General features: G+C 50.2%; 19 protein-coding genes, 1 tRNA gene, 2 pseudogenes and 1 riboswitch. Of the genes and pseudogenes, 9 read left to right on the plus strand and 13 right to left on the minus strand.

Annotated features, from left to right (window positions below):
- On the plus strand, window positions 1-769 hold a 769-nt coding region (locus L2097_RS19565), incomplete at its 5' end, for an enolase C-terminal domain-like protein (protein WP_284454064.1).
- Between the two features lie 50 nt (window positions 770-819).
- On the opposite strand, the gene crcB is transcribed toward L2097_RS19565, so the two are convergent.
- The gene (gene crcB, locus L2097_RS19570; protein WP_085006454.1) at window positions 820-1,194 is read right to left on the minus strand and encodes a fluoride efflux transporter CrcB; all 375 of its coding nucleotides are present in this window, start codon (window positions 1,192-1,194) and stop codon (window positions 820-822) included.
- A gap of 79 nt (window positions 1,195-1,273) precedes the next feature.
- Window positions 1,274-1,343, minus strand: a riboswitch (Fluoride riboswitch).
- Between the two features lie 294 nt (window positions 1,344-1,637).
- Here crcB and mntP point away from each other — a divergent pair.
- On the plus strand, window positions 1,638-2,210 hold the full coding sequence (mntP, locus tag L2097_RS19575; RefSeq protein ID WP_250353526.1) for a manganese efflux pump MntP: 573 nt from the start codon (window positions 1,638-1,640) through the stop codon (window positions 2,208-2,210).
- A 211-nt stretch (window positions 2,211-2,421) separates the two neighbouring features.
- Here mntP and L2097_RS19580 read toward each other — a convergent pair whose 3' ends face one another.
- Both L2097_RS19580 and L2097_RS19585 read right to left on the minus strand, forming a co-directional pair.
- Entirely contained in the window at window positions 2,422-3,966 is a 1,545-nt protein-coding gene (locus L2097_RS19580) for a methyl-accepting chemotaxis protein (RefSeq protein WP_250353527.1), read from the minus strand.
- A 415-nt stretch (window positions 3,967-4,381) separates the two neighbouring features.
- Window positions 4,382-5,074, minus strand: a complete 693-nt coding sequence (locus L2097_RS19585) for a TetR/AcrR family transcriptional regulator (RefSeq protein WP_085006451.1) — start codon at window positions 5,072-5,074, stop codon at window positions 4,382-4,384.
- Window positions 5,075-5,331: 257 nt separating this feature from the next.
- Here L2097_RS19585 and L2097_RS19590 point away from each other — a divergent pair, with 257 nt between their 5' ends.
- The 3 genes from L2097_RS19590 to L2097_RS19600 all read left to right on the plus strand — a co-directional run bounded on the left by L2097_RS19590 (window position 5,332) and on the right by L2097_RS19600 (window position 9,250).
- Window positions 5,332-6,549 carry a Tm-1-like ATP-binding domain-containing protein gene (locus L2097_RS19590; RefSeq protein WP_085006450.1) on the plus strand — a complete coding sequence of 406 codons (1,218 nt, stop codon included), beginning with the start codon at window positions 5,332-5,334 and terminating at the stop codon, window positions 6,547-6,549.
- A gap of 16 nt (window positions 6,550-6,565) precedes the next feature.
- On the plus strand, window positions 6,566-7,393 hold the full coding sequence (locus L2097_RS19595; RefSeq protein ID WP_085006449.1) for a phosphoenolpyruvate hydrolase family protein: 828 nt from the start codon (window positions 6,566-6,568) through the stop codon (window positions 7,391-7,393).
- A gap of 423 nt (window positions 7,394-7,816) precedes the next feature.
- Window positions 7,817-9,250: a hypothetical protein gene (locus L2097_RS19600; protein ID WP_250353528.1), complete on the plus strand. Its 1,434-nt coding sequence runs from the start codon at window positions 7,817-7,819 to the stop codon at window positions 9,248-9,250.
- A 149-nt stretch (window positions 9,251-9,399) separates the two neighbouring features.
- Here the strand turns inward: L2097_RS19600 and L2097_RS19605 are convergent.
- From L2097_RS19605 to L2097_RS19630, 6 genes and pseudogenes are all read right to left on the minus strand, one after another.
- A pseudogene (locus tag L2097_RS19605) lies at window positions 9,400-9,622 on the minus strand (DDE-type integrase/transposase/recombinase); the annotation flags it as partial.
- Between the two features lie 82 nt (window positions 9,623-9,704).
- Window positions 9,705-10,316, minus strand: coding sequence for an SH3 domain-containing protein (locus L2097_RS19610; RefSeq protein ID WP_250353529.1), 612 nt, complete (start codon window positions 10,314-10,316; stop codon window positions 9,705-9,707).
- Window positions 10,313-10,594: pseudogene (locus L2097_RS19615) on the minus strand (N-acetylmuramidase domain-containing protein); the annotation flags it as partial. The pseudogene L2097_RS19615 and the gene L2097_RS19610, both read right to left, overlap by 4 nt.
- Window positions 10,595-11,119: 525 nt before the next feature.
- A tRNA-Gly gene (locus L2097_RS19620) sits at window positions 11,120-11,193 on the minus strand.
- A 92-nt stretch (window positions 11,194-11,285) separates the two neighbouring features.
- Window positions 11,286-12,014, minus strand: coding sequence for an amidase activator ActS (actS, locus tag L2097_RS19625; RefSeq protein WP_250353530.1), 729 nt, complete (start codon window positions 12,012-12,014; stop codon window positions 11,286-11,288).
- 65 nt (window positions 12,015-12,079) lie between these two features.
- Window positions 12,080-12,979, minus strand: coding sequence for a LysR family transcriptional regulator (locus L2097_RS19630; RefSeq protein WP_047368974.1), 900 nt, complete (start codon window positions 12,977-12,979; stop codon window positions 12,080-12,082).
- A 218-nt stretch (window positions 12,980-13,197) separates the two neighbouring features.
- Here L2097_RS19630 and L2097_RS19635 point away from each other — a divergent pair, with 218 nt between their 5' ends.
- The 4 genes from L2097_RS19635 (at window position 13,198) to idi (ending at window position 16,685) form a co-directional block, all read left to right on the plus strand.
- Entirely contained in the window at window positions 13,198-14,691 is a 1,494-nt protein-coding gene (locus L2097_RS19635) for a UbiD family decarboxylase (protein WP_250353531.1), read from the plus strand.
- A 10-nt stretch (window positions 14,692-14,701) separates the two neighbouring features.
- Window positions 14,702-15,289, plus strand: coding sequence for a UbiX family flavin prenyltransferase (locus L2097_RS19640; protein ID WP_250353532.1), 588 nt, complete (start codon window positions 14,702-14,704; stop codon window positions 15,287-15,289).
- Window positions 15,290-15,305: 16 nt separating this feature from the next.
- On the plus strand, window positions 15,306-16,022 hold the full coding sequence (locus tag L2097_RS19645) for a DUF554 domain-containing protein (RefSeq protein WP_250353533.1): 717 nt from the start codon (window positions 15,306-15,308) through the stop codon (window positions 16,020-16,022).
- Window positions 16,023-16,139: 117 nt separating this feature from the next.
- Window positions 16,140-16,685 carry an isopentenyl-diphosphate Delta-isomerase gene (idi, locus tag L2097_RS19650; protein ID WP_085006442.1) on the plus strand — a complete coding sequence of 182 codons (546 nt, stop codon included), beginning with the start codon at window positions 16,140-16,142 and terminating at the stop codon, window positions 16,683-16,685.
- A gap of 46 nt (window positions 16,686-16,731) precedes the next feature.
- On the opposite strand, the gene lysS is transcribed toward idi, so the two are convergent.
- The 4 genes from lysS to dsbC form a co-directional block, all read right to left on the minus strand.
- On the minus strand, window positions 16,732-18,249 hold the full coding sequence (lysS, locus tag L2097_RS19655; RefSeq protein ID WP_047368969.1) for a lysine--tRNA ligase: 1,518 nt from the start codon (window positions 18,247-18,249) through the stop codon (window positions 16,732-16,734).
- Between the two features lie 9 nt (window positions 18,250-18,258).
- Window positions 18,259-19,357 (minus strand): peptide chain release factor 2 gene (gene prfB / locus L2097_RS19660; RefSeq protein ID WP_103281441.1). Its coding sequence is split into 2 segments (ribosomal slippage): window positions 18,259-19,281 and window positions 19,283-19,357, totalling 1,098 coding nucleotides; the frame shifts between segments, so codons are not numbered across the junction.
- Window positions 19,358-19,448: 91 nt separating this feature from the next.
- A complete protein-coding gene (recJ, locus tag L2097_RS19665) occupies window positions 19,449-21,182 on the minus strand; it encodes a single-stranded-DNA-specific exonuclease RecJ (protein ID WP_085006440.1) in 1,734 nt (577 codons plus the stop codon).
- Between the two features lie 5 nt (window positions 21,183-21,187).
- Window positions 21,188-21,901, minus strand: coding sequence for a bifunctional protein-disulfide isomerase/oxidoreductase DsbC (gene dsbC, locus L2097_RS19670; protein WP_250353534.1), 714 nt, complete (start codon window positions 21,899-21,901; stop codon window positions 21,188-21,190).
- Between the last annotated feature and the right edge of the window lies 1 nt (window position 21,902).

Below are 21,902 nucleotides of genomic sequence, written 5' to 3' on the forward strand. Positions count from 1 at the left end.
GGCCGAAGCCGCGTATGAAAAATACGGCTTTAACGACTTCAAACTCAAAGGCGGCGTGCTGGCCGGTGAAGAGGAAGCGGAATCCATTGTCGCCCTGGCGAAGCGCTTCCCGCAGGCCCGTGTCACCCTCGACCCGAACGGCGCATGGTCCCTGAACGAAGCCATCAGCATCGGTAAGTACCTGAAAGGTTCGCTGGCCTACGCGGAAGACCCGTGCGGCGCTGAGCAGGGCTTCTCCGGGCGTGAAGTGATGGCGGAGTTCCGTCGCGCCACCGGCCTGCCGACGGCGACCAATATGATTGCCACCGACTGGCGTCAGATGGGGCACACGCTGTCCCTGCAGTCGGTGGATATCCCGCTGGCGGACCCGCACTTCTGGACCATGCAGGGTTCCGTGCGTGTGGCGCAGATGTGCCACGAGTTCGGCCTGACCTGGGGTTCCCACTCCAACAACCACTTCGACATCTCGCTGGCGATGTTCACCCATGTGGCGGCCGCGGCGCCGGGCAAAATCACCGCTATCGACACCCACTGGATCTGGCAGGAAGGCAACCAGCGCCTGACCAGAGAGCCGTTTGAAATCAAAGGCGGGATGGTGCAGGTGCCGACGACGCCGGGGCTGGGTGTGGAGCTGGATATGGAGCAGGTGATGAAGGCGCACGAGCTGTATCAGAAACACGGTCTGGGCGCGCGCGACGATGCCATGGGGATGCAGTACCTTATCCCCGGCTGGACGTTCGACAACAAACGTCCGTGCATGGTGCGTTAACCCATAATACGTTCTACACAGCCCGCAGGCGCAAACCTGCGGGCTTTTTTTTACAGCATGTTGATGACAAAGAAACCCAGAGCAGTCATCAGCAATGAGCCAAACACATGCACCATCACCGACGTGATGGCCCAGAGATAATTGCCCACCTGTAGCTGCGAAAAAATTTCCAGCGAAAACGTCGAGAAGGTGGTCATTCCTCCGCAAAGCCCGGTGGTAATCAGTAATCGCCAGCAAGGATCCAGATGCGGCTGTCGTGTGAAGAACGCCAGCGCCCCGCCAATAATAAACCCGCCTATCAGGTTCACCAGCAACGTGCCAGGCGGCAGATGAGGGAAGAGTACATTCAGGCGCACAGAGAGCAGCCAGCGAATTACGCATCCTGCGGAACCACCGACAATCACGGCAAGGAGAGATTTCAGCATGTTTTCCTCAACAAAATTAATAATGTCAGAGGCATGCAGAAGGGAAAAGACAAGCGCCCGACATGCCTCCATTGAAAGAGTCATACCAGGCGTCATCAGCTTCACAGGGAAGCGGTTGGGTAAGGTGGAACGCCATCACCTTGCTAACCATTTTTCAACTTTTTTTGGCGGGAGGCAAGAATAAGACATTCATAACATGGATGTATCAACATTAACGTAGCGACCCGACATCCTTGCCTTATGCGATCTTACCCCAACGCAACGTTTTCTTTTTGCAACGATAAAACCAAACATAGCCAGTGCAATAAAACATAGCCAATATTATATATAATTGATTTATAAGATATTTTTTTGATTTTCACGCATTTCCATGGCAGCATGATCATTATTGAGATTTGACACATTTGACCCGCTCACACTAGCGGGTATTTAAAGGTACGCACATGAGCTTCTACGCACTCCTCATTCTGGCATTTGGGATGTCTATGGATTCCTTCGCTGCATCGATCGGTAAGGGGGCGGCACTTTATCGCCCGCCGCTGAAAGAAGCGCTACGCACTGGCATCATCTTTGGCGTGGTTGAAGCTATCACCCCTGTGATTGGCTGGGGGATTGGCCTGGCCGCCAGCCAGTACGTTATGCGCTGGGATCACTGGATTGCCTTTACCCTGCTGATGCTGCTCGGCACACGAATGATGTTTGAGGGAATGAAAAAAGATGGGCTGGAACCGCTCAATGCGCCCAGACGGCACGGTTTCTGGCTGCTGATCACCACCGCAATCGCCACCAGCCTGGATGCAATGGCCGTTGGCGTGGGCCTCGCGTTCCTGGATGTAAATATTGTCACCACCGCCCTGCTAATCGGCCTTGCGACCACCATTATGGCCACGACGGGGATGCTACTCGGCCGCTTCCTGGGTGCCGCGATTGGCAAGTGGGCCGAAGTGATGGGCGGCGTCGTGCTGATCGGTATTGGCTGTTCTATTTTACTGGAGCACCTGGCATTATTTGCCTGATTTTTCTTTTGCTGACCAGGGGTGGCTGTTAGTCAGCCTGAGGCAGACCGGATCTCAATGGGCATGCTGGTCTTAAGCGCACAGTCGATTATCGTCCATCACAACCGGACACTCAGTGGCTCATTAGTTACGTTGATTTCGACAGATAAATGCCAGTATTGGCCGTACGTTTAAAAACCCCGCCTTACCTGGCGGGGCCGGATTGCAGTCGTTAGCGGAATACGGAAATGGCTTCTGCCAGACGCGTCACCTGACTATTCAACCGATCTGACGCTTCTGCGCCTTCCTGAACACGGTCGGCATTTTGGTGAGTGAGTTTATCGAGCTCTTCTACCGCCAGACTCATTTGACTTATTGCCGATGCCTGCTCAGCCGTCGCCTGACTGATATGCTCAATCAACTGGGTTACATGTTTCACCTTACCGACAATCTCCTGCATCGCTTTCCCGGCATCATCGGCTAACTGACTGCCGGAGCGGACCTGCGTCACGCTGGACTCTATCAGCGCTTTAATTTCGCTGGCTGCGCTGGCGCTACGCTGGGCAAGGGTACGAACTTCACCGGCTACCACGGCAAAACCTTTCCCCTGTTCGCCCGCTCGTGCGGCTTCTACCGCGGCATTCAGTGCGAGAATATTGGTCTGAAAGGCAATGCTGTCAATGATGCTGGTAATACTGGCGATTTGATCGGAGCTGGAACCAATATTGCCCATCATCTGTATCATGCCGCTCATCACTTTGCCGCCCTGCTCAGCCGCTTCACGCGCGCCCTGAGATAAGGCACTGGCTTCGGCGGCAGTAAGGGTATTACTTTTTACGGTGGCCGCCAGCTCATTCATTGTCGCGGCTGTTTGCTGCACATTCGCCGCCGCCTGATCCGTCTGACGGCTCAGGCTATCGTTTCCTTTACATAACGCATCAGCGGCGTTAAGTACGTTCACAGCCTGACTACTGACATCATTGATTAGCCATCGGAACATCAACCCGAGCTGGCCGATTGCCCGCAGGGTGACGCCGACTTCGTCAATGCGTGTCGGTTGTTCCACCTGCTGCGTTTCCCCGGTTGCCACCTGCAGGGCTTGATGACACAGGCGCTCAACGGGACGCACAATTTGCATTTCCAGCCATGTCATCAACGCTAAAAACAGGACTGCCATCCCCCCCGTCAACATGCCCATCTGCCCGGACGTCAGTTGACATAGCGCCCCGACGAGAATGCTCAACAAAAAGGTTGTTATTAACGCTGATCGTAATCGCCAGCGTAATGGCATCGTGACAAACCACGTACGCCAGCGCATAAACCCTTTACGTATGATCAACCCTTTGAAAAGGCGTTTGCCGTTTGCACTCCCCTCACGAAATTGCTGATACAGCGCTTCTGCCTTTACGACCTCATCGTTATCAGGTTTAGTGCGTACCGACATATACCCCTTCACATCACCTTTGCGGATGATCGGGATTGCGTTGGCGCGAACCCAATAATGATCGCCATTTTTGCAACGGTTTTTTACCAGGCCGCTCCACGGCTCCCCCTGTTTAAGGGTAAACCACATATCTGAGAATGCGTGCGGTGGCATATCCGGATGACGAACCAGATTATGCGGTTGCCCCTCAAGTTCACTGAGCGAAAAACCAGACACCTCGATAAAAGCATCATTAGCGTAATTAATATAACTCTCAGGATCTGTGGTAGACATTAACGTCGCATCATTATCAAAAATGCGTTCTTGCTGTGTTACAGGGTGATTCTCACGCATAGAATGTATTCCCCATAAAGCTTAAGAGAGTTTAATTTATATTAAAGGCCTGTCGTTATGTTGGAAGAAACAAGATAAACGCAATGAAATTATGCTATTGAAATAAAAAAACCGTTTACCTCAGCATAGTTCATAAACGGATTTTATCATCATCAAACGCCACTTCTATAATCTACGACAATTATTTCTGCTTAAAAAAACTAAGCTTGCTTATCATTCTCTTCGACAGTGAACGCTATGGATAAGACATAAATAAAATAAAAATAAACCTTAAAGCAAATTAATAACGGTATTTTAAATGGATATTTCAGGAGCGCTGAATTGTATTTTAAATACACTTCAATTAATGGTGAGTTATTTGGGTTAAGTAAGCGGGGCTACTGCCCCTTACTTATAAGACAGGCAGCAAGATAAGCTATTTGTTTCCGGCATACTCTTCCTCAGAGGATTCTCTATTTGCTTGATTTATAATAGCTTTGGCCATCCATTGTACGTTATCAATGACTTCCTGATTGTCCATACCCCAGATATCCTTCATCACCAGAAAGACTTCTGAACCGTACAATAACGAAAAGGCAGCAATGACCTTGCGATACATCTCAGGCGAATATTTTTCCTTCACCGGTTCCATCACCCGAGCAAGCGTCGCTTTACGATTACCACGGACCAGCTTTTTTTCCATTTTATCCGGAGAGTGCCGCTCAAGCGCCCATTGCTGCAACGAGACAAGCAGTGCTGCACGCAGGGCACCCTCATGACGAAACATTTCCGGGAACGCGAAATCAAACAACTCGGCGATACGTTCGCCGACTTTATCATCGCTTTTCGGTTTCCATTCCCGAATAGTTTCCAGACTCGCGCCAACGGCAGCGGCAATTAAATCGCTTTGAGTCGGGAAGTAACGGTAAGCCGTCGCCCGTGAAACACCCGCTTCTGTGGCTAACCGTGAAATGGAGGGGATCTCCCCTTGCTCAAACAAAACTAACGCCTTATTCATTAGCAAATCATACGTTTTCTTGCGCGTTACAGATGGCTCCAAAGCTTCCTCTCCATACGTCCAGACTTTCCCAATTTCACTCGTTGTAACACAAACATAGCAAATCAACATTCGCCTATCCAGGTGACGCAAAATAACAAATCACGCTCGACAAGAAAATTAATTACCTTATAAAACATACTGTTAATTTTAACATCAAAAAATATTTGAGACAATCGTCTCATTTATGCTAGCTTTTTTGAGACGCCAGTCTCAATCGCTGCTACATTTTTTGAGACGGCAGTCTCAATCGTTGTCGCAACAAATGCATTTCACTCTTCCGACTTTGAAATACTCGTTACAAAAGTGAGTTTAGTTAAGGAGAACACGTGAGCAAAGACAATGGCTACATATACGTCGTAACAACTCTTGACACGAAAAGCACGGAAGCTTTTTACGTTAAGTCGTTAATAAAAAAAACGGGTGCCGATGCGCTCATCGTTGACCTGACGACAGTCGCTGATCATTCCGCAAGGGGTGCGGATATTACAGCAGCAACCGTAGCCCGCTTTCATCCTGAGGGAGAAAGTGCTGTCTTTTGTGGTGACAGGGGAAAAGCTATCACCGCAATGTCTCTCGCCTTTGAATTATTCTTAACAAACCGTGAAGATGTGCTGGGCATTATCGGCTTAGGGGGATCGGGCAATACCGCATTAATTACGCCAGCCATGCAAGCCCTGCCGATTGGTATTCCGAAATTGATGGTTTCAACAATGGCCTCCGGAGACGTCTCCGGCTATATTGGCGCCAGCGATATCGCCATCATGAACTCCGTCACTGATATTTCAGGCTTAAACCGAATTTCCCGCAAAGTATTAAAAAGTGCAGCAAATCAGATTGCCGGCGCTGTGGTGTTCTCTCAGGACGACAGCGAAGCCGTTACGGATAAACCCGCGATTGGCCTCACTATGTTCGGCGTCACTACGCCCTGCGTACAGCAATTAACACAAAAATTAGAAAACGATTATGACTGTCTGGTTTTCCATGCCACCGGTAGCGGGGGTAAGGCCATGGAAAAACTGGCAGATAACCATTTATTACACAGCGTACTCGATATCAGTACCACCGAAGTATGCGACTACTTATTTGGCGGCGTTCTGGCCTGTAGTGATGACCGCTTCGGCGCGATCGCCCGCTCTAAAATCCCGTATATAGGTTCTTGCGGGGCACTTGATATGGTTAATTTTGGGTCCCGACCTTCGGTACCCGAGCACTATCGGGGTCGTCGGCTTTATCAGCACAACCCACAAGTAACATTGATGCGCACAACACCAGAGGAAAACGGCAAGATGGGGACATGGATTGCCGAGCGTTTAAATCGATGTGAGGGAGAAGTCAGGTTTGCTATCCCCATGGGCGGTTTTTCTGCCCTGGACAATATTGGTGGGGATTTCTGGGATCCAGAAGCAGACCAGGCTTTTCTCGATGCGTTTAAGGCAACATTTATCGAAACGCCGCACCGTAAACTGATCGTCAGCCCACATCACATCAATTCTGCCGAATTTAATCAGCTACTTATAAATTTACACAAAGAATTAATTCACTAAATACGGAATTAAAGCCATGAAACATACGCGTGAAGGATTATTGCAAAAATTTCATCAGATGATTGCCCGGGGGGAACCCATCATCGGCGGCGGAGCGGGCACAGGTTTGTCGGCAAAATGCGAAGAAGCTGGCGGTATCGATCTGATTGTTATCTATAACTCAGGTCGCTATCGCATGGCGGGTCGTGGTTCATTAGCTGGTCTGCTGGCTTACGGCAACGCTAATGAAATCGTTATGGATATGGCAAAAGAAGTGCTGCCAGTCACCAAAAAAACACCGGTTCTCGCGGGCGTCAACGGGACTGACCCTTTCTGTCAGTTTGATAAGTTTCTGGATGATATTAAAGCGATTGGCTTTGCTGGCGTTCAGAACTTCCCAACCGTGGGGCTGATCGACGGGAATTTTCGGGCCAACCTCGAAGAGACCGGGATGGGCTATGCGTTAGAAGTGGATATGATTCGACTGGCACATGAAAAAGGCCTCTTTACGACGCCTTATGTCTTTAGCCGCGAAGATGCCATTGCGATGACCAAAGCCGGAGCAGACATTATTGTTCCGCATATGGGATTAACCACCGGCGGGAATATCGGCGCGGAAACTGCTCTCACCCTGAAAGACTGCGTGCCATTAATTAATGACTGGGCGAAAGCGGCAAAAGAAGTGCGCCCGGATGTGATCGTCCTGTGCCATGGTGGCCCTATTGCAACACCGGAAGATGCGAAATTCATTTTAGAGAACTGTCCTGAATGTAACGGCTTCTACGGCGCGAGCTCCATGGAGCGTCTGCCGACTGAAATAGCATTAACTGAGACCACAAGGCAATTTAAAGCAATAAGAAACTGATCGGGAGTACGTGTAGCCTGAAAATCGATCCACCTTTTACCGGGGTTTGTATATGCACCCCGGTTTTTTATTGTCGGTTATTTTGCACAGCCGGGTATCTCACGACATTAAACTGGCCGTGTGTTTATGCGCCGGCGGCAATAGGCTTATAGGGGCCTTCAGGTCGCAAAGCCTGGCTACAACAGTCCCCGCAATCGCTCGTTGCTGTGTATTGCAGCGAGCCACGGCAATGACACATCAGCCCTTATGTGGAACATTTAATTAAATAGCACGCTTATTATTTGAAAATTTCCATTTCCCAATCAAATTATTGTTAATCCTTCAATATTTCCATATCCAATCGGCTCCTGTATACTTCACCATGAAGTAAAACAAGTGTGCTCGTTATAATTTGATTATTTTTATTGGCTACCAGGTAAAATAATGAATAACACAGCTCTTTTCCTTAAAAACATTCATTTCCTTGCACAAAAACTCAGTTGGATTGAAAGTGATTCTGTCATTGATGAGTTGAAAGATTTATTTATTACAAATAGTAGTCTTTTACATGATGATGAGAATACTGCATCTTTTATCAATGAGCTTATTTATTGTGCTGAAAAAAACGTCACGCCAGAGGATGTTGAAAAACTAATATCACATTTAAATTCTTTTTTTATATATTATCTTTCAACACAGTCGTTTCACATTGTTTTTGTAGGTGAAAACTGGAGTTCATATCAACGTAACGCACTTTATCTTCCATTCAATATGGAAAGAATCACTTCATTTGATGTGAATCTGGAAACAGATCCAGAATGCATACGCCTGGATCTGGATGATGATACATTAGTGCCAATACTTATCACCGATTACATTGGATTTAACTTCCTCAAAAAAAATAACATACAGTTCCCTGACATCCTGACATCCATTCAATTTCCGGAAAAAAATACAAGCCGATTTAATACAGACATCGGATACATACCGCTTCTCAACTCCCGTTATGAAAAACTCATCAATGAGCCAGATATAAAGAGTGTGATATTAGGTTCATCATATGCATATCAGGGATTCCCGCAGGAACTATTAGAAAAATCAGTAAACCTGTCCTTATTTTCTGGTGATTTTACTTTATCATACAGTCTAATTAAAAAAATAACAGAAATAACAAACACAAGAAACTTCATTATATGCATTGGCCTTTATGATGTTTTTTTCGAGTTTTCAATGGGAGAAGCGACAACATTTCCAGTATCTCGTTATTTCTGCAAAAGCCATAATATTGAATATAATTTCCGAAGCAAAGTTGAAAAACCGAAAAACGAAACAAGCAATCATACCATCCTGGGACCTCTTGATTTACTCGTTCAGCAGATCTGTAAAAAAAACCACCCTCATTATTTTAATGATGAAGAGCTATCAAGGTTAAACAGTTTACTGCTTGATGAAGCGATCGTGCAGGAATCTGTCGATTTTATTAATTCAAGAAATAATTCTACGGACTTTTCATATTCATCAGTTGACATCCTCAAACGCGTAAAAGCGCTGGCAAAGAATTGCCAAAGAAAACATAGCTTTGAAAACAATAAAAACATCCTCTCAACTTTGCTATCATTAATTAATGAAACAGATTCAAACCTTCATTTTATAGTGATGCCGTTTACTCAATTTTACGTTGATAACTTCGATAAAACCCTGAAAGATGAAACGTTGTCATATATAAAAAGTCTCACCAATGGTCATAATGTTTTCATGACTGATCTGTCCACGCAGAAAGCATTTACTCCAGAAGATTTTTACGACTCGGACCATTTAAATTTTAATGGTGCGAAAAAACTCTGTAACCTTGTTAAAGAATTAGGATTCGATATTTAACATACGAAAATTACATACTAAAAAGAGTGCTTTTCTTTATGATTTAACGCCAGGAAAGCAGTTCTGCGGCCTCTGCCCAGGCGATCTTCCGTCGGGGCGGAGGTCAGGATTTACCAGCATCTCTTATTCAGCAGCGCTCTGCGAAAAGAGTGACAGTTCCCACGACAACGAATACTGCCCACCAGGCCGTGTGATTTCAGAAACGACTGCCACGCACAGACTGCCCGGATTCGAGTGAACCAGCACCTGTTTTTGGGGATTACGCCGCCATACAGCCATCAGCAGTGCGTTCAGGAAATTATCTTTTGTCATCCGGGGTTGCATCGCCCAGCCGATAACTTTTCGCGAGAGCAGGTCAATAACCACGGCCAGAGATCTCGCTACATTGAACTAACTTTGTTGAACGCATCAGCGGTAGCAAACTTGCCAGAATAAACCACGGGTAATATTACCCTCAGGAAGCGGGTGGCGTCAGAGGCTGAATCTCCTTACTGTTAACCCAGCCGCGAATCATTTTCCCTGTTCCACTAACAAACTCAATTTGCGTCCAGCCTGCCTGGGTCTGTAAAACACCCACAACATCGCCCTTGACGATCCATGCCTTACGTCGGGTACCGACATCGGCAGTTGAACTCAGATAAACACGTTCAGCATTCGCCTGCGCCAGAGCTTGCCAGTGTGTCTCTTGTGTTGTTTCCAGTTCAAGGCCCGTATTAATTTCAGGCATTAACACATTAATGCACCCGGCGTGCGTTTGACCGCCAGGAATCGTCAGTTTTACACCGTCCGTGCTGGCGCTAATTTGACCTGGCAATACCGATGAGGACCATGAGGTAATCGCATTTGTTTCCTGTGCTGAAACCTGCCCTGATAAAGAAAATGAACAGGTGCGTTTCACGCCATCCGTAGCCGATTCGGCATAATAGCCGGTAAGATGACCCGCAGGAGATATAGCTAACATTAAACCTTCATACACTCCCGAATGGAGGCTGCTGGCATAAGAAGAAAAAGCTGACATCAATATCGAAAAGGCTAAGGTCGTTCGGATTACTCGATTATTTATCACTGTTCCTTCTCCAGGCTTTCATATGTTCTGCGGATTTTAACATCGTAATCGCCGAAATCGCTTCCATTATAGTTGAATGCCATATTATAAAAACCTTTATTCACCATTGCCGATAACAAGGCACTATTCTTATTAAACACATGGAGAAAGGCGCTTAACTGTTTACCTGCATTTGATTTCATATCTTTCAAAAAGGAATCAAAATATTTGTAGCTACATAACTCATAATTAAAGCCCATAACCTGAAACATTCCCCTGGAACATGCTTTTATGGCAGCCTCTGCATCTAGCGAATACGCTTTTGCAAGCGTATCCCATGCAGGAGCCTGGTCCTTGCTGTTTTTTTGTCATTCTGCGCCTGCTTTTTTATGTCTTTATACGACAAAAAAGGATGTGCTTAATCGTACTCTTCTGGTTCAATAACTTCATCAGGATGTTGAAACCGTAAATGTATAGACTGGAACTGGCTTATCGTTCTGATTAATGCACGAGAGATGATACCGTCCTACGGTATTTCATACTGAATAACGGGCTTGATTATATTAATAAGGTACTGAACGATCATTACGTCACGCTGAAAATTCCCAGCCTTCCCAGGTATTCCAACTGCACTTTTCATTAATGGTTGCAAACGGCTACGCGCATTACCCATGTCTGAACAGTCCAGAAGTAGGAAATTATTGCCACCAGGAACTACCGAGGCGCTAGATATCCAAAACTTACCAGCAGACGGCAAAACACATCATACTGCAGAGACATTCAAGGCGTAATGGAAATGGAGTAAAGCTGAAAATGCAAGATTATGGAGCGGGTGAAGGGAATCGAACCCTCGTATAGAGCTTGGGAAGCTCTCGTTCTACCATTGAACTACACCCGCCTTGTGGTGTGACAGGCATTATAAACCTTAAACACCGACTGGCAAGACGCTAAACGACTAACTGACCATAAATTAATCGCTTAGCGCGAATCTTAACATTTCGGTGGGCTGCCCTGCGGCGGCAGATAGCGCAGTGGGTCGATGGCCGTCGCCTTATAGCGTATCTGGAAGTGCAGTTGCACCCCATCGGCATCACTGCTGCCCATCGTGGCAATTTTTTGCCCAATCTTCACGCTCTGCCCGTTATTAACGAGAATAGTGTCGTTGTGCGCATAGGCCGTGATGTACTCATCACTGTGCTTAATCATGATCAGATTGCCATAACCGCGCAGCTGATTGCCGGCATAGACCACCTTCCCTGCTCCGGCCGCGTAAACCGCCTGGCCGCGAGCCCCTGCGATATCGATCCCTTTGTTCCCGCCTTCGGAGGTGGAATACGGTCTGATCACCTTGCCCGTGGTTGGCCAGCGCCAGCAGCGTTGCCCGACGGGCGGCCAGGAAGAGAGCGGTACAGCCGATGAAGGGATGACTTTCGCCGTTTGAGTACCGCCTTTTGCAGAGGACGATTTCGACGAGCTGTTCAGCTTCAGACGCTGGCCAATCTCAATGGTGTACGGCGGAGAAATCCCATTGAGCCGTGCAAGGTCGTTCACGCTGGTGCCGGTCTGGCGTGAAATTTTGGACAGCGTATCCCCACGTTTTACCGTGTAAACATTGCCGCTATCGGACGATTTACTGCCAGCACACCCCGCCAGCAGTAACGCCACTGTCAGGCAAATGACAATGTGGAATGGGTTTCTTGTCAGGCTTCCTGCACGCAAAACAGATCCTCTGTAAAAATGAATGGCCCCTTATTCTAGGCAGCCAACGCCGGGATGCCAACCACTTACCGCTTACTGTCGATAAAGGGATAACCGTGAGCAATAATTTCCATGATTTCAGGCAGCCAGTTCATGGCCGGGATTTTTACCAGCGCCGGATAAAAGACCTGCGGCGAGGGAAAAACATCCACCACGTGGCAGTTTGTTAACTTCGATGCATCCACTTCCGAGGAGGGTAATAACGTTGCCGCCGCCAGCCCGGACTCCAGCCATTCCAGAATGACTCCCGGCTGGGTGATATGCATGATGACCTTCGGGTTGCCCCCGGCTTTGCGGAACAAATCAATCAGCATTTCATAGGTGCCGGAATCTTTCGCCCGGTGCAAAAGCACCAACGGGAATGCCTCCAGCGCCTGATAATCAAAGGGACTTTGCGGTACCTGCGGCAGACATTTTTTACTGATCACCGCCACCAGCCTGACCGGGTCGAAGGAGACAAAATCGAACCCTTCACTGCGGTACGGGCGCTGAATCAACGCCAGATCGATAGTTCCCTCATTTAGCATCGTCTCTAAATGGCTGGAATCCGTAACAGAGATATTTATTTCAGCCTGCGGATGACGCTTATATAACTCGAGAAGCAGAGGTTTAAAATAGGACTGAAAAAGATGAGTTAAACCGATTCTCAATTGAAATTTTTCTTTATTAGCAATCGCCACAGTTTCACGGGCGGTATCTTCGACCTGACGTAATATTTCACAGGCTTTACGATAAAGAAAATAACCCGCATCAGTGGGTTCAATGCGATTTCCCTGGCGTGTAAACAATGGCACATTAAGTTCTTCTTCAAGTTCCTGTATGCGTTTGCTGAGCGGGGGTTGTGCCATATTCAGCACTTTTGCAGCCTGGCTTATGGAGCCTTGTTCCACCACACGACAAAAATAACGTAATCTTTTCAAATCCATACGCTTATACCCCGTAGCATTGAGGCGTTCAGTATCACACTTACCCAACCAAAGGAAAAGCACGTTAATTATTTCACTTTTGCTTTAAATATTTAACATCTGTGCAAAGAGTACTTTTTTGATATGGGGAGAATCAGGAAAACGGTATTTGTTTAAAAAGCACCTGGAAAATAAGGTAGGCGCAGACCTTAATTATCTTTCTTGAGATGGAACAGGCTATGTCAAATTCAGAAAATAAACCTACCAGCGATGTTTACGATTTACGTTCAGCGCTCGAATTATTAAAAACCTTGCCCGGCGAATATGTGGAAACCGATACCGAAGTGGATCCACATGCCGAACTGTCCGGCGTCTATCGCTACGTTGGCGCAGGCGGTACCTGCCAGCGTCCAACACGCAAAAATGGCCCGGTCATGGTCTTCAACAAAGTGAAAGGCTTTCACGATATCAGTGTCGCAATTGGCCTCAATGGTTCACGCAAACGCGTTAGCCACTTTCTCAACTGCCCACAGGAAAAACTTGGCCACCTGTTGAAAGACTCCGTACAAAACCCGATTCCGCCGGTACTGAGCAAAGACGACACTGTTTGCCAGCAGGTTGTACACCTGGCAAGCGCCCCCGATTTCGATCTGCGCAAATTACTGCCTGCACCGACCAACACCGAAGAGGATGCAGGTCCGTACATCACGATGGGGCTGTGCTATGCCTCCGATCCGGAAACCCGCGAATCCGACATCACCATTCACCGCCTGTGCGTACAGAGCCGTGATGAGCTGTCCATGTGGTTGACCCCGGGCCGTCATATCGATGCGTTCCGCATGAAAGCAGAAGCCGCAGGCCAACCGCTGCCCATCTCCATTAGCATCGGCGTGGATCCAGCTATCGAAATCGCTGCCTGCTTCGAGCCGCCGACCACCCCGTTAGGTTATGACGAGCTGAGCGTTGCCGGCGCGCTGCGCGGCCGTGCGGTAGAGATGGTGCAGTGTAAAACCATTAACGAAAAAGCCATCGCTCATGCAGAAATCGTCATTGAAGGCGAACTGCTGCCAAACGTGCGTCTTCGTGAAGACCAGAACACCAATACCGGCAAAGCGATGCCGGAATTCCCGGGCTATACCGGCGAAGCCAAAAACGCGCTGCCGGTAATCAAAGTGAAAGCCGTTACTCATCGCTACAACCCTATCTGGCGCACCACCGTCGGGCCTGGCGAAGAACACGTCAACATGGCGGGCATTCCGACCGAAGCCAGCATCCTGGATATGGTAGGCCGCGCAATGCCGGGCAAATTACTCAACGTGTTTGCGCACTCCGCGGGCGGCGGCAAGCTGCTGGCCGTGATGCAGTTTAAGAAAGCGGCAGCGGTGGATGAAGGCCGTCAGCGCCAGGCTGCACTGCTCGCGTTCGCTGCGTTCCCTGAGCTGAAACACGTCATTCTGGTGGATGAAGACGTGGACATTTTCGACAGTGACGACGTGTTGTGGGCGATGCAAACCCGCTACCAGGGTGATGTGGATACCATCACTATTCCTGGCGTTCGCTGCCACCCGCTCGATCCGTCGCAGATCCCGGAATACAGCCCGAGCATTCTGCAGCAGGGGACATCCTGCAAAACGATCTTCGACTGCACGGTACCGTTCCATCTGAAAAGCCACTTTGAGCGCTCGAAGTTCAAAGAGGTGGATGTAAAACGTTTCCTGCCAGACTTCGAATAAGGGGATAAGTGTGACCACATCACGACGCATCATTGTCGGCATCAGCGGTGCTTCCGGTTTTCAGTATGGCGTGAAGGCGCTGGAGCTTTTACGTGGGCAGGCTCTCGAAGTCCATCTGGTCGTAACAAAAGGGGCGGAAAAAACCTGCGAGCTGGAAACGGATTATCGGCTCGATGAGGTAATGGCGCTGGCGGATGTGGTACATCCGATCGGAAATCTTGGGGCTTCTATTTCCAGCGGGTCGTTTAAGACGCTGGGGATGTTAGTCGCCCCGTGTTCAATGCGATCTCTGGGCTCCATCGCACACTGTCTTACCGATAACCTGCTGACCCGGGCGGCTGATGTGGTGCTTAAAGAGCGCCGCCGCCTGGTACTGCTGGCACGCGAAACGCCGCTGAACCTGGGGCACATTCGCAATATGCAGGCCGTTACGGAGATGGGCGGGATTATTTTCCCGCCGGTTCCGGCGCTCTATCAGCGCCCGCAAAAGGCCGACGAAATCATTACGCATAGTGTCAGCCGCGCGCTGGATCTGTTCGATATTGATGTTAAAAACATCCCGCGCTGGGGCGAAGGGAACTTGCTTCATCGCGTTTAATTTCTCAGGAATTTCTATGTTAATTGGACCTTATGTTAATGGTGCTGCGGTCGTTATCGGCGGCCTGCTTGGCTCCGTTGTTGGCAGCCGTATTCCGGATCGCGTCAAAACCGCACTGCCGCTGACCTTTGGTTTGTGCTCGATTGGCCTGGGCATCAATCTGGTTATCAAAGTGAAGTTTATGCCCGCTGTCGTACTGGCCATGGTACTGGGTACGGTCATCGGGGAAGCCTTCTTCCTGGAAAAACAGATTGGCAAAGCCGCCGGTACCACACGCGGTTTGATCAACCATGTTTTCCCGCCGGTACAGGGGCTGACGCATGACGAATTTACGGAAAAATTCGTCGCCATTATGGTGCTGTTTTGCGCCAGCGGCACCGGGATCTTCGGGGCAATGCATGAAGGGATGACCGGCGATCCGTCGATTCTGTATATCAAAACAGTACTGGATCTGTTCACCGCCGCGATTTTTGCCACCATGCTCGGTTTCTCGGTCATGACCATCGGTATTCCGCTGATCATTGTGCAGGTCGCGCTGGCAACGATTGCCGTTTATATCCTGCACATGATCACACCCGATATGATGGCGGATTTCTCCTGCGCGGGCGGGCTGGTTATGGTGGCAACGGGGTTGCGTATCTGCAACATAAAACCGTTTCCGGTCGCTAATATGCTGCCCGGCCTTTTGCTGGTAATGCCCTTTTCCGCCCTCTGGGCCAAACTGTTTGCCTGAGAACGGGTATAATGTTTAACCGTTGGCGCGACGCCACCGATCCGGCTATGGAGTTGCGCCGTAGCCACACTGGCGTCGCGTCATACGGTTTTATATCGCTCCGGAGAAATCATAAGCATGCAAGAACATGTCATTTTGCTGGATGAGCACGGCTCACCCATCGGCATGGAAGAAAAGTATACCGCTCATCACCATAACACCCCGCTCCATCTCGCCTTCTCTTCCTGGCTTTTCAATTCACATGGTGAATGTCTGGTCACACGCCGGGCGATGGGCAAAAAGGCCTGGCCGGGTGTCTGGACTAACTCCGTTTGCGGACATCCGCAAGAGGGGGAAACGCTTGAACAGGCGATGGTTCGCCGCTGCCGCTATGAAGTTGGGGTCGATATTATCGACATTACGCCTATTGCGCCGGGTTTCCGCTATCGCGAAACCGACCCGTCCGGGATTGTCGAAAACGAAATTTGCCCCGTCTTTGCTGCACAAATCGTTACGCCACTGGATATCAATACCGAGGAAGTCATGGAGTATCAGTGGGTTAAAATTGATGCCCTCTTCCGCTCTCTGGTTGCAACCCCCTGGGCATTTAGTCCGTGGATGGTGCTGGAAGCAGAGAACGCCAACGAACAACTCAGACAATTTGCCGCCAGCGTCAGGCAATAAAAAAGCCCTGTGTTTGCACACCAGGGCTTTTTCACGTCTTAACGACTTATTTTACCGGACGCATCGCCGGGAACAGAATCACGTCACGGATGGTATGGCTGTTGGTAAACAGCATAACCATACGGTCGATACCAATGCCCAGACCCGCAGTCGGCGGCAGACCATGTTCCAGCGCGGTCACATAATCTTCGTCATAGAACATCGCTTCGTCATCGCCCGCATCTTTCGCATTAACCTGATCCTGGAAGCGTTGCGCCTGATCTTCGGCATCGTTCAGTTCGCTAAAGCCGTTACCGATTTCACGACCACCAATAAAGAACTCAAAGCGGTCGGTGATGTCCGGATTCACGTCATTACGACGCGCCAGCGGAGAAACCTCTGCCGGGTACTCGGTGATGAAAGTCGGCTGAATCAGGTGTGCTTCGGCCACTTCTTCGAAGATCTCAGTCACGATACGGCCCAGACCCCAGCTCTTCTCAACTTTGATGCCGATGCTTTCTGCAATGGCTTTTGCTGAGTCGAAGTTATCCAGATCTGCCATGTTGGTTTCCGGACGGTATTTCTGAATCGCTTCGCGCATGGTCAGTTTTTCGAACGGCTTACCGAAGTCGAACACTTCGTCACCGTAAGGGACTTCGGTTTTACCCAGAATGTCCTGCGCCAGGGTACGGAACAGAGATTCGGTCAGCTCGATCAGATCTTTGTAATCCGCATACGCCATATAGAGTTCCATCATGGTGAACTCTGGGTTATGACGAACGGAGATCCCTTCGTTACGGAAATTACGGTTAATTTCGAACACGCGATCGAAACCGCCAACCACCAGACGTTTCAGGTACAGTTCCGGCGCAATACGCAGGTACATGTCGAGGTCCAGGGCGTTGTGATGGGTGATGAACGGACGCGCAGACGCGCCGCCAGGGATCACCTGCATCATCGGGGTTTCCACTTCCATAAAGTCGCGGCTCACCATGAACTGGCGAATGCCGGCCATGATTTTGGAACGCACTTTGAACGTGTTGCGGGAATCTTCGTTAGAGATCAGATCCAGATAACGCTGACGATAGCGGGCTTCCTGATCCTGCAGGCCGTGGAATTTATCCGGCAGCGGGCGCAGGGCTTTGGTCAGCAGGCGCAGCTCAGTACAGTGAATGGACAGCTCGCCGGTTTTGGTTTTGAACAGCTTGCCTTTTGCGCCCAGGATATCGCCCAGGTCCCATTTTTTAAACTGCTCGTTGTAAACACCTTCCGGCAGATCGTCACGGGCAACGTATAGCTGAATACGGCCACCCACATCCTGCAGGGTGACAAAAGACGCTTTACCCATGATGCGACGGGTCATCATACGACCGGCAACGGCCACTTCAATGTTCAGCGCTTCCAGCTCTTCGTTTTCTTTTGCATCGAAGTCAGCGTGCAGAAGGTCTGAGGTGTGGTCGCGACGAAAATCGTTCGGGAACGGCACGCCTTGTTCACGCAGCAATGCCAGCTTTTCGCGGCGAGTTTTCAGTTCATTATTAAGATCGACTGCCGCGTCAGCGCCCTGTGCTTGTTGTTCAGACATGTTGGTTCCTCATAACCCTGCTTTCAAACTTGCTTCGATAAATTGATCCAGGCTGCCATCCAGCACTGCCTGCGTGTTACGGGTTTCAACCCCGGTGCGCAGGTCTTTAATGCGAGAATCATCAAGGACATACGAACGGATCTGGCTACCCCAGCCGATGTCGGACTTATTGTCTTCCATCGCCTGCTTCTCAGCGTTCTTCTTCTGCATTTCCAGTTCATAAAGCTTCGCTTTCATCTGCTTCATGGCCTGGTCTTTGTTCTTATGCTGTGAACGGTCGTTCTGGCACTGCGTTACCGTGTTGGTCGGAATGTGGGTAATACGTACCGCAGATTCCGTACGGTTAACGTGCTGACCACCCGCGCCCGATGCGCGATAAACGTCGATGCGCAGATCCGCCGGGTTGATTTCGATATCAATATCGTCATCTACTTCCGGGTAAACGAACGCCGAGCTGAATGACGTGTGGCGACGGCCGCCGGAATCGAACGGGCTTTTACGTACCAGGCGATGAACACCGGTTTCGGTACGCAGCCAGCCATAGGCGTAATCGCCGGAAATCTTGATGGTAACGGATTTGATACCCGCCACTTCGCCTTCGGATTCTTCGATGATTTCCGTCTTAAAGCCGCGCGCTTCTGCCCAACGCAGATACATGCGCTCCAGCATACTCGCCCAGTCCTGCGCCTCGGTGCCGCCGGAACCGGCCTGAATATCCAGGTAGCAGTCGGCGTTGTCATATTCACCAGAGAACATACGGCGGAATTCAAGCTGTGCCAGCTTCTCTTCCAGTGCATCGAGTTCAGCGACAGCTTCGTTGAAGGTTTCTTCGTCATCGGCTTCGACAGCCAGCTCCAGCAGACCGGAAACATCTTCCAGCCCCTGACTCATTTGGTCGAGCGTTTCAACAATGGCTTCGAGGGAGGAACGTTCTTTACCCAGCGCCTGTGCGCGTTCAGGTTCGTTCCAGACATCCGGCTGTTCCAGCTCGGCGTTTACTTCTTCCAGACGCTCTTTCTTGGCGTCATAGTCAAAGATACCCCCTAAGAACGTCGGAGCGCTCCGTGAGGTCCTGAATGCGATTTTTTACCGGGTTAATTTCAAACATGGTCTGATTTCTTTAGATGGACTTGTCAAAATGCGGTCATAAGGGCGGAATTTTACCGGATTTCAGCCCTTATTAGTAGAGAATACTGGCGTTAAATTGGCCACAGGTGATCAATGATTAATTGCACGCTGCGATTGCCGCGATACTCATTCACATCCAGTTTATAAGCGATATTGACGACGCGCACACCGTTATCGGGCCAGCAGGAGGTGTCGACATTAAAGGCGATACCATCAAGCAGCGGGCCGCCGCCGACCGGTTCGACCATCACTTTGAGATGGCGTTCCCCCACCAGCCGTTGTTGCAAAAGGCGAAACTCGCCATCAAACAACGGTTCCGGGAACATCTGCCCCCAGGGCCCGGCATCGCGCAACATTTCGGCTGTATCAAGGGTCATTTCATCCGCTTTTAACAGGCCGTCAGAAACGATTTCACCCTGCAACAGTGCCGGATCCAGCCACTCGGTGACCAGTTCGCCAAAGTAGCGCTGGAATTCCTCGAAACGCGCCTCCTCCAGCGACAGCCCCGCCGCCATCGCATGTCCACCGAACTTGATCATTAACCCAGGGTAGAGTGTATCCAGACGCTCCAGCGCATCGCGCATGTGAAGGCCCTGGATTGAACGCCCTGAGCCTTTTAGCGTGCCATCCCCGGCTGGCGCAAAAGCAATAACCGGACGGTGGAAGCGCTCTTTAATACGCGACGCCAGAATACCGACCACCCCCTGATGCCATTCAGGATGGTACATAGCGAGGCCGCCCGGCAGCGTATCCCGGCTGCGTTCCAGTTTTTCGCACAGCGTCAACGCTTCTGCCTGCATGCCCTGTTCAATCTCTTTGCGCGTCTGGTTTAGCGCATCAAGTTCGCTGGCCAGCACACGTGCTTCGCCGAGATTGTCACTAAGCAACAGCGCCACGCCAACTGACATATCATCAAGACGGCCGGCGGCGTTCAGACGTGGGCCAAGTGCGAAGCCCAGGTCACTGGCCGCCAGTTTTTGTGCGTCGCGGTTAGCGACTTCGAGTAGCGCTTTGATGCCAGGACGGCATTTCCCGGCACGAATGCGACTTAAGCCCTGCCAGGTGAGAATGCGATTGTTGGCATCCAGCGGCACGACATCCGCAACGGTGCCTAAGGCCACTAAATCGAGCAGTTCCGCCAGGTTAGGGATCGCCAGCCCACGCTCATCAAACCAGCCTTTGTCGCGTAAAAAAGTTCGCAGCGCCAGCATCAGATAAAAAGCCACACCTACACCCGCCAGCGACTTCGACGGAAAATCGCACTCGCGCAGGTTCGGGTTAATGATGGCTTCGGCATTGGGCAACGTTTCGCCGGGAAGATGGTGGTCGGTTACCACCACCGGAATACCCAGCGCATGGGCCCGTTCAACCCCGGCATGTGACGAGATACCGTTATCAACGGTCAGGATCAGTTGCGCGCCGCGTGCGTGCGCCTGATCGACGACCTCAGGGCTTAGCCCGTAGCCGTCTTCAAAACGGTTCGGCACCAGATAGGCGATGTTATTACCGCCCAGTGCGCGTAAGGCCAGTACGCTCAGCGCAGTACTGGTTGCGCCATCGGCGTCAAAATCACCGACAACCACAATACGCAACCCCTCGCGCAAGGCGTTATAGAGAATCTCTACCGCTTTATCAATGCCATGCAGCCGCTGCCAGGGCAGCATGCCTTTCACCCCGCGTTCCAGATCCGCAGCGCTACAAACACCGCGGCTGGCATAGAGGCGACGCAGAAGTGGGGGAAGCTCGGCAGGTAAATCCGCCGCGTCGTTTGCCTCGCGGCGGCGAAGTCGAATTTCGGCTTTCACGTGAATTACTTACCGCCAGTCTGTTTTTGATGTTGGTCGAGGAAAGCTTTCATCTCTTTCGGCCCCTGATAGCCCGGTACAACATAACCATCGTTTAACACAATGGCTGGCGTCCCGTTCACGCCAAACTGCACGCCAAGCGCATAGTGATCGGCGATATCAAGATCGCAACTGGCCGGCTTAACACCCTTTCCGCCCATCGCGTCGTCAAAAGCTTTGTTACGGTCTTTTGCGCACCAGATGGCTTTCATATCCTGCTCGGCCTGACTCTGCAGCCCCTGGCGGGGGAAAGCCAGGTAACGCACGGTGATCCCCAACGCGTTGTAGTCAGCCATCTCTTCATGCAGTTTGTGGCAGTAGCCGCAGGTGATGTCCGTGAACACGGTAATCACATGCTTTTCCTGTGGTGCTTTATAGACGATCATCTCTTTTTCCAGGGCGTTGAGATGCGCCATCAGTAACTGGTTGGTGACGTTCACCGGCTGGGCGCCGCTCACATCGTACATGGGTCCCTGAATGATGTGTTTGCCGTCATCGGTGACATACAGCACGCCACTATTGGTCAGCACAGTTTTCATTCCGGCAACTGGCGCAGGCTGAATATCGGAACTCTGTACACCCAGTTTCGCCAGCGATTGCTTGATAGCGGCATCATCCGCACGCGCGGTGCCGGTCAGCGCCGCCGCCAGAAGGGTGAAAATGATCAAACCTTTTTTCATA

Source organism: Citrobacter sp. MNAZ 1397 (genome assembly GCF_023613995.1).
GTDB classification, from domain to species: domain Bacteria; phylum Pseudomonadota; class Gammaproteobacteria; order Enterobacterales; family Enterobacteriaceae; genus Phytobacter; species Phytobacter ursingii.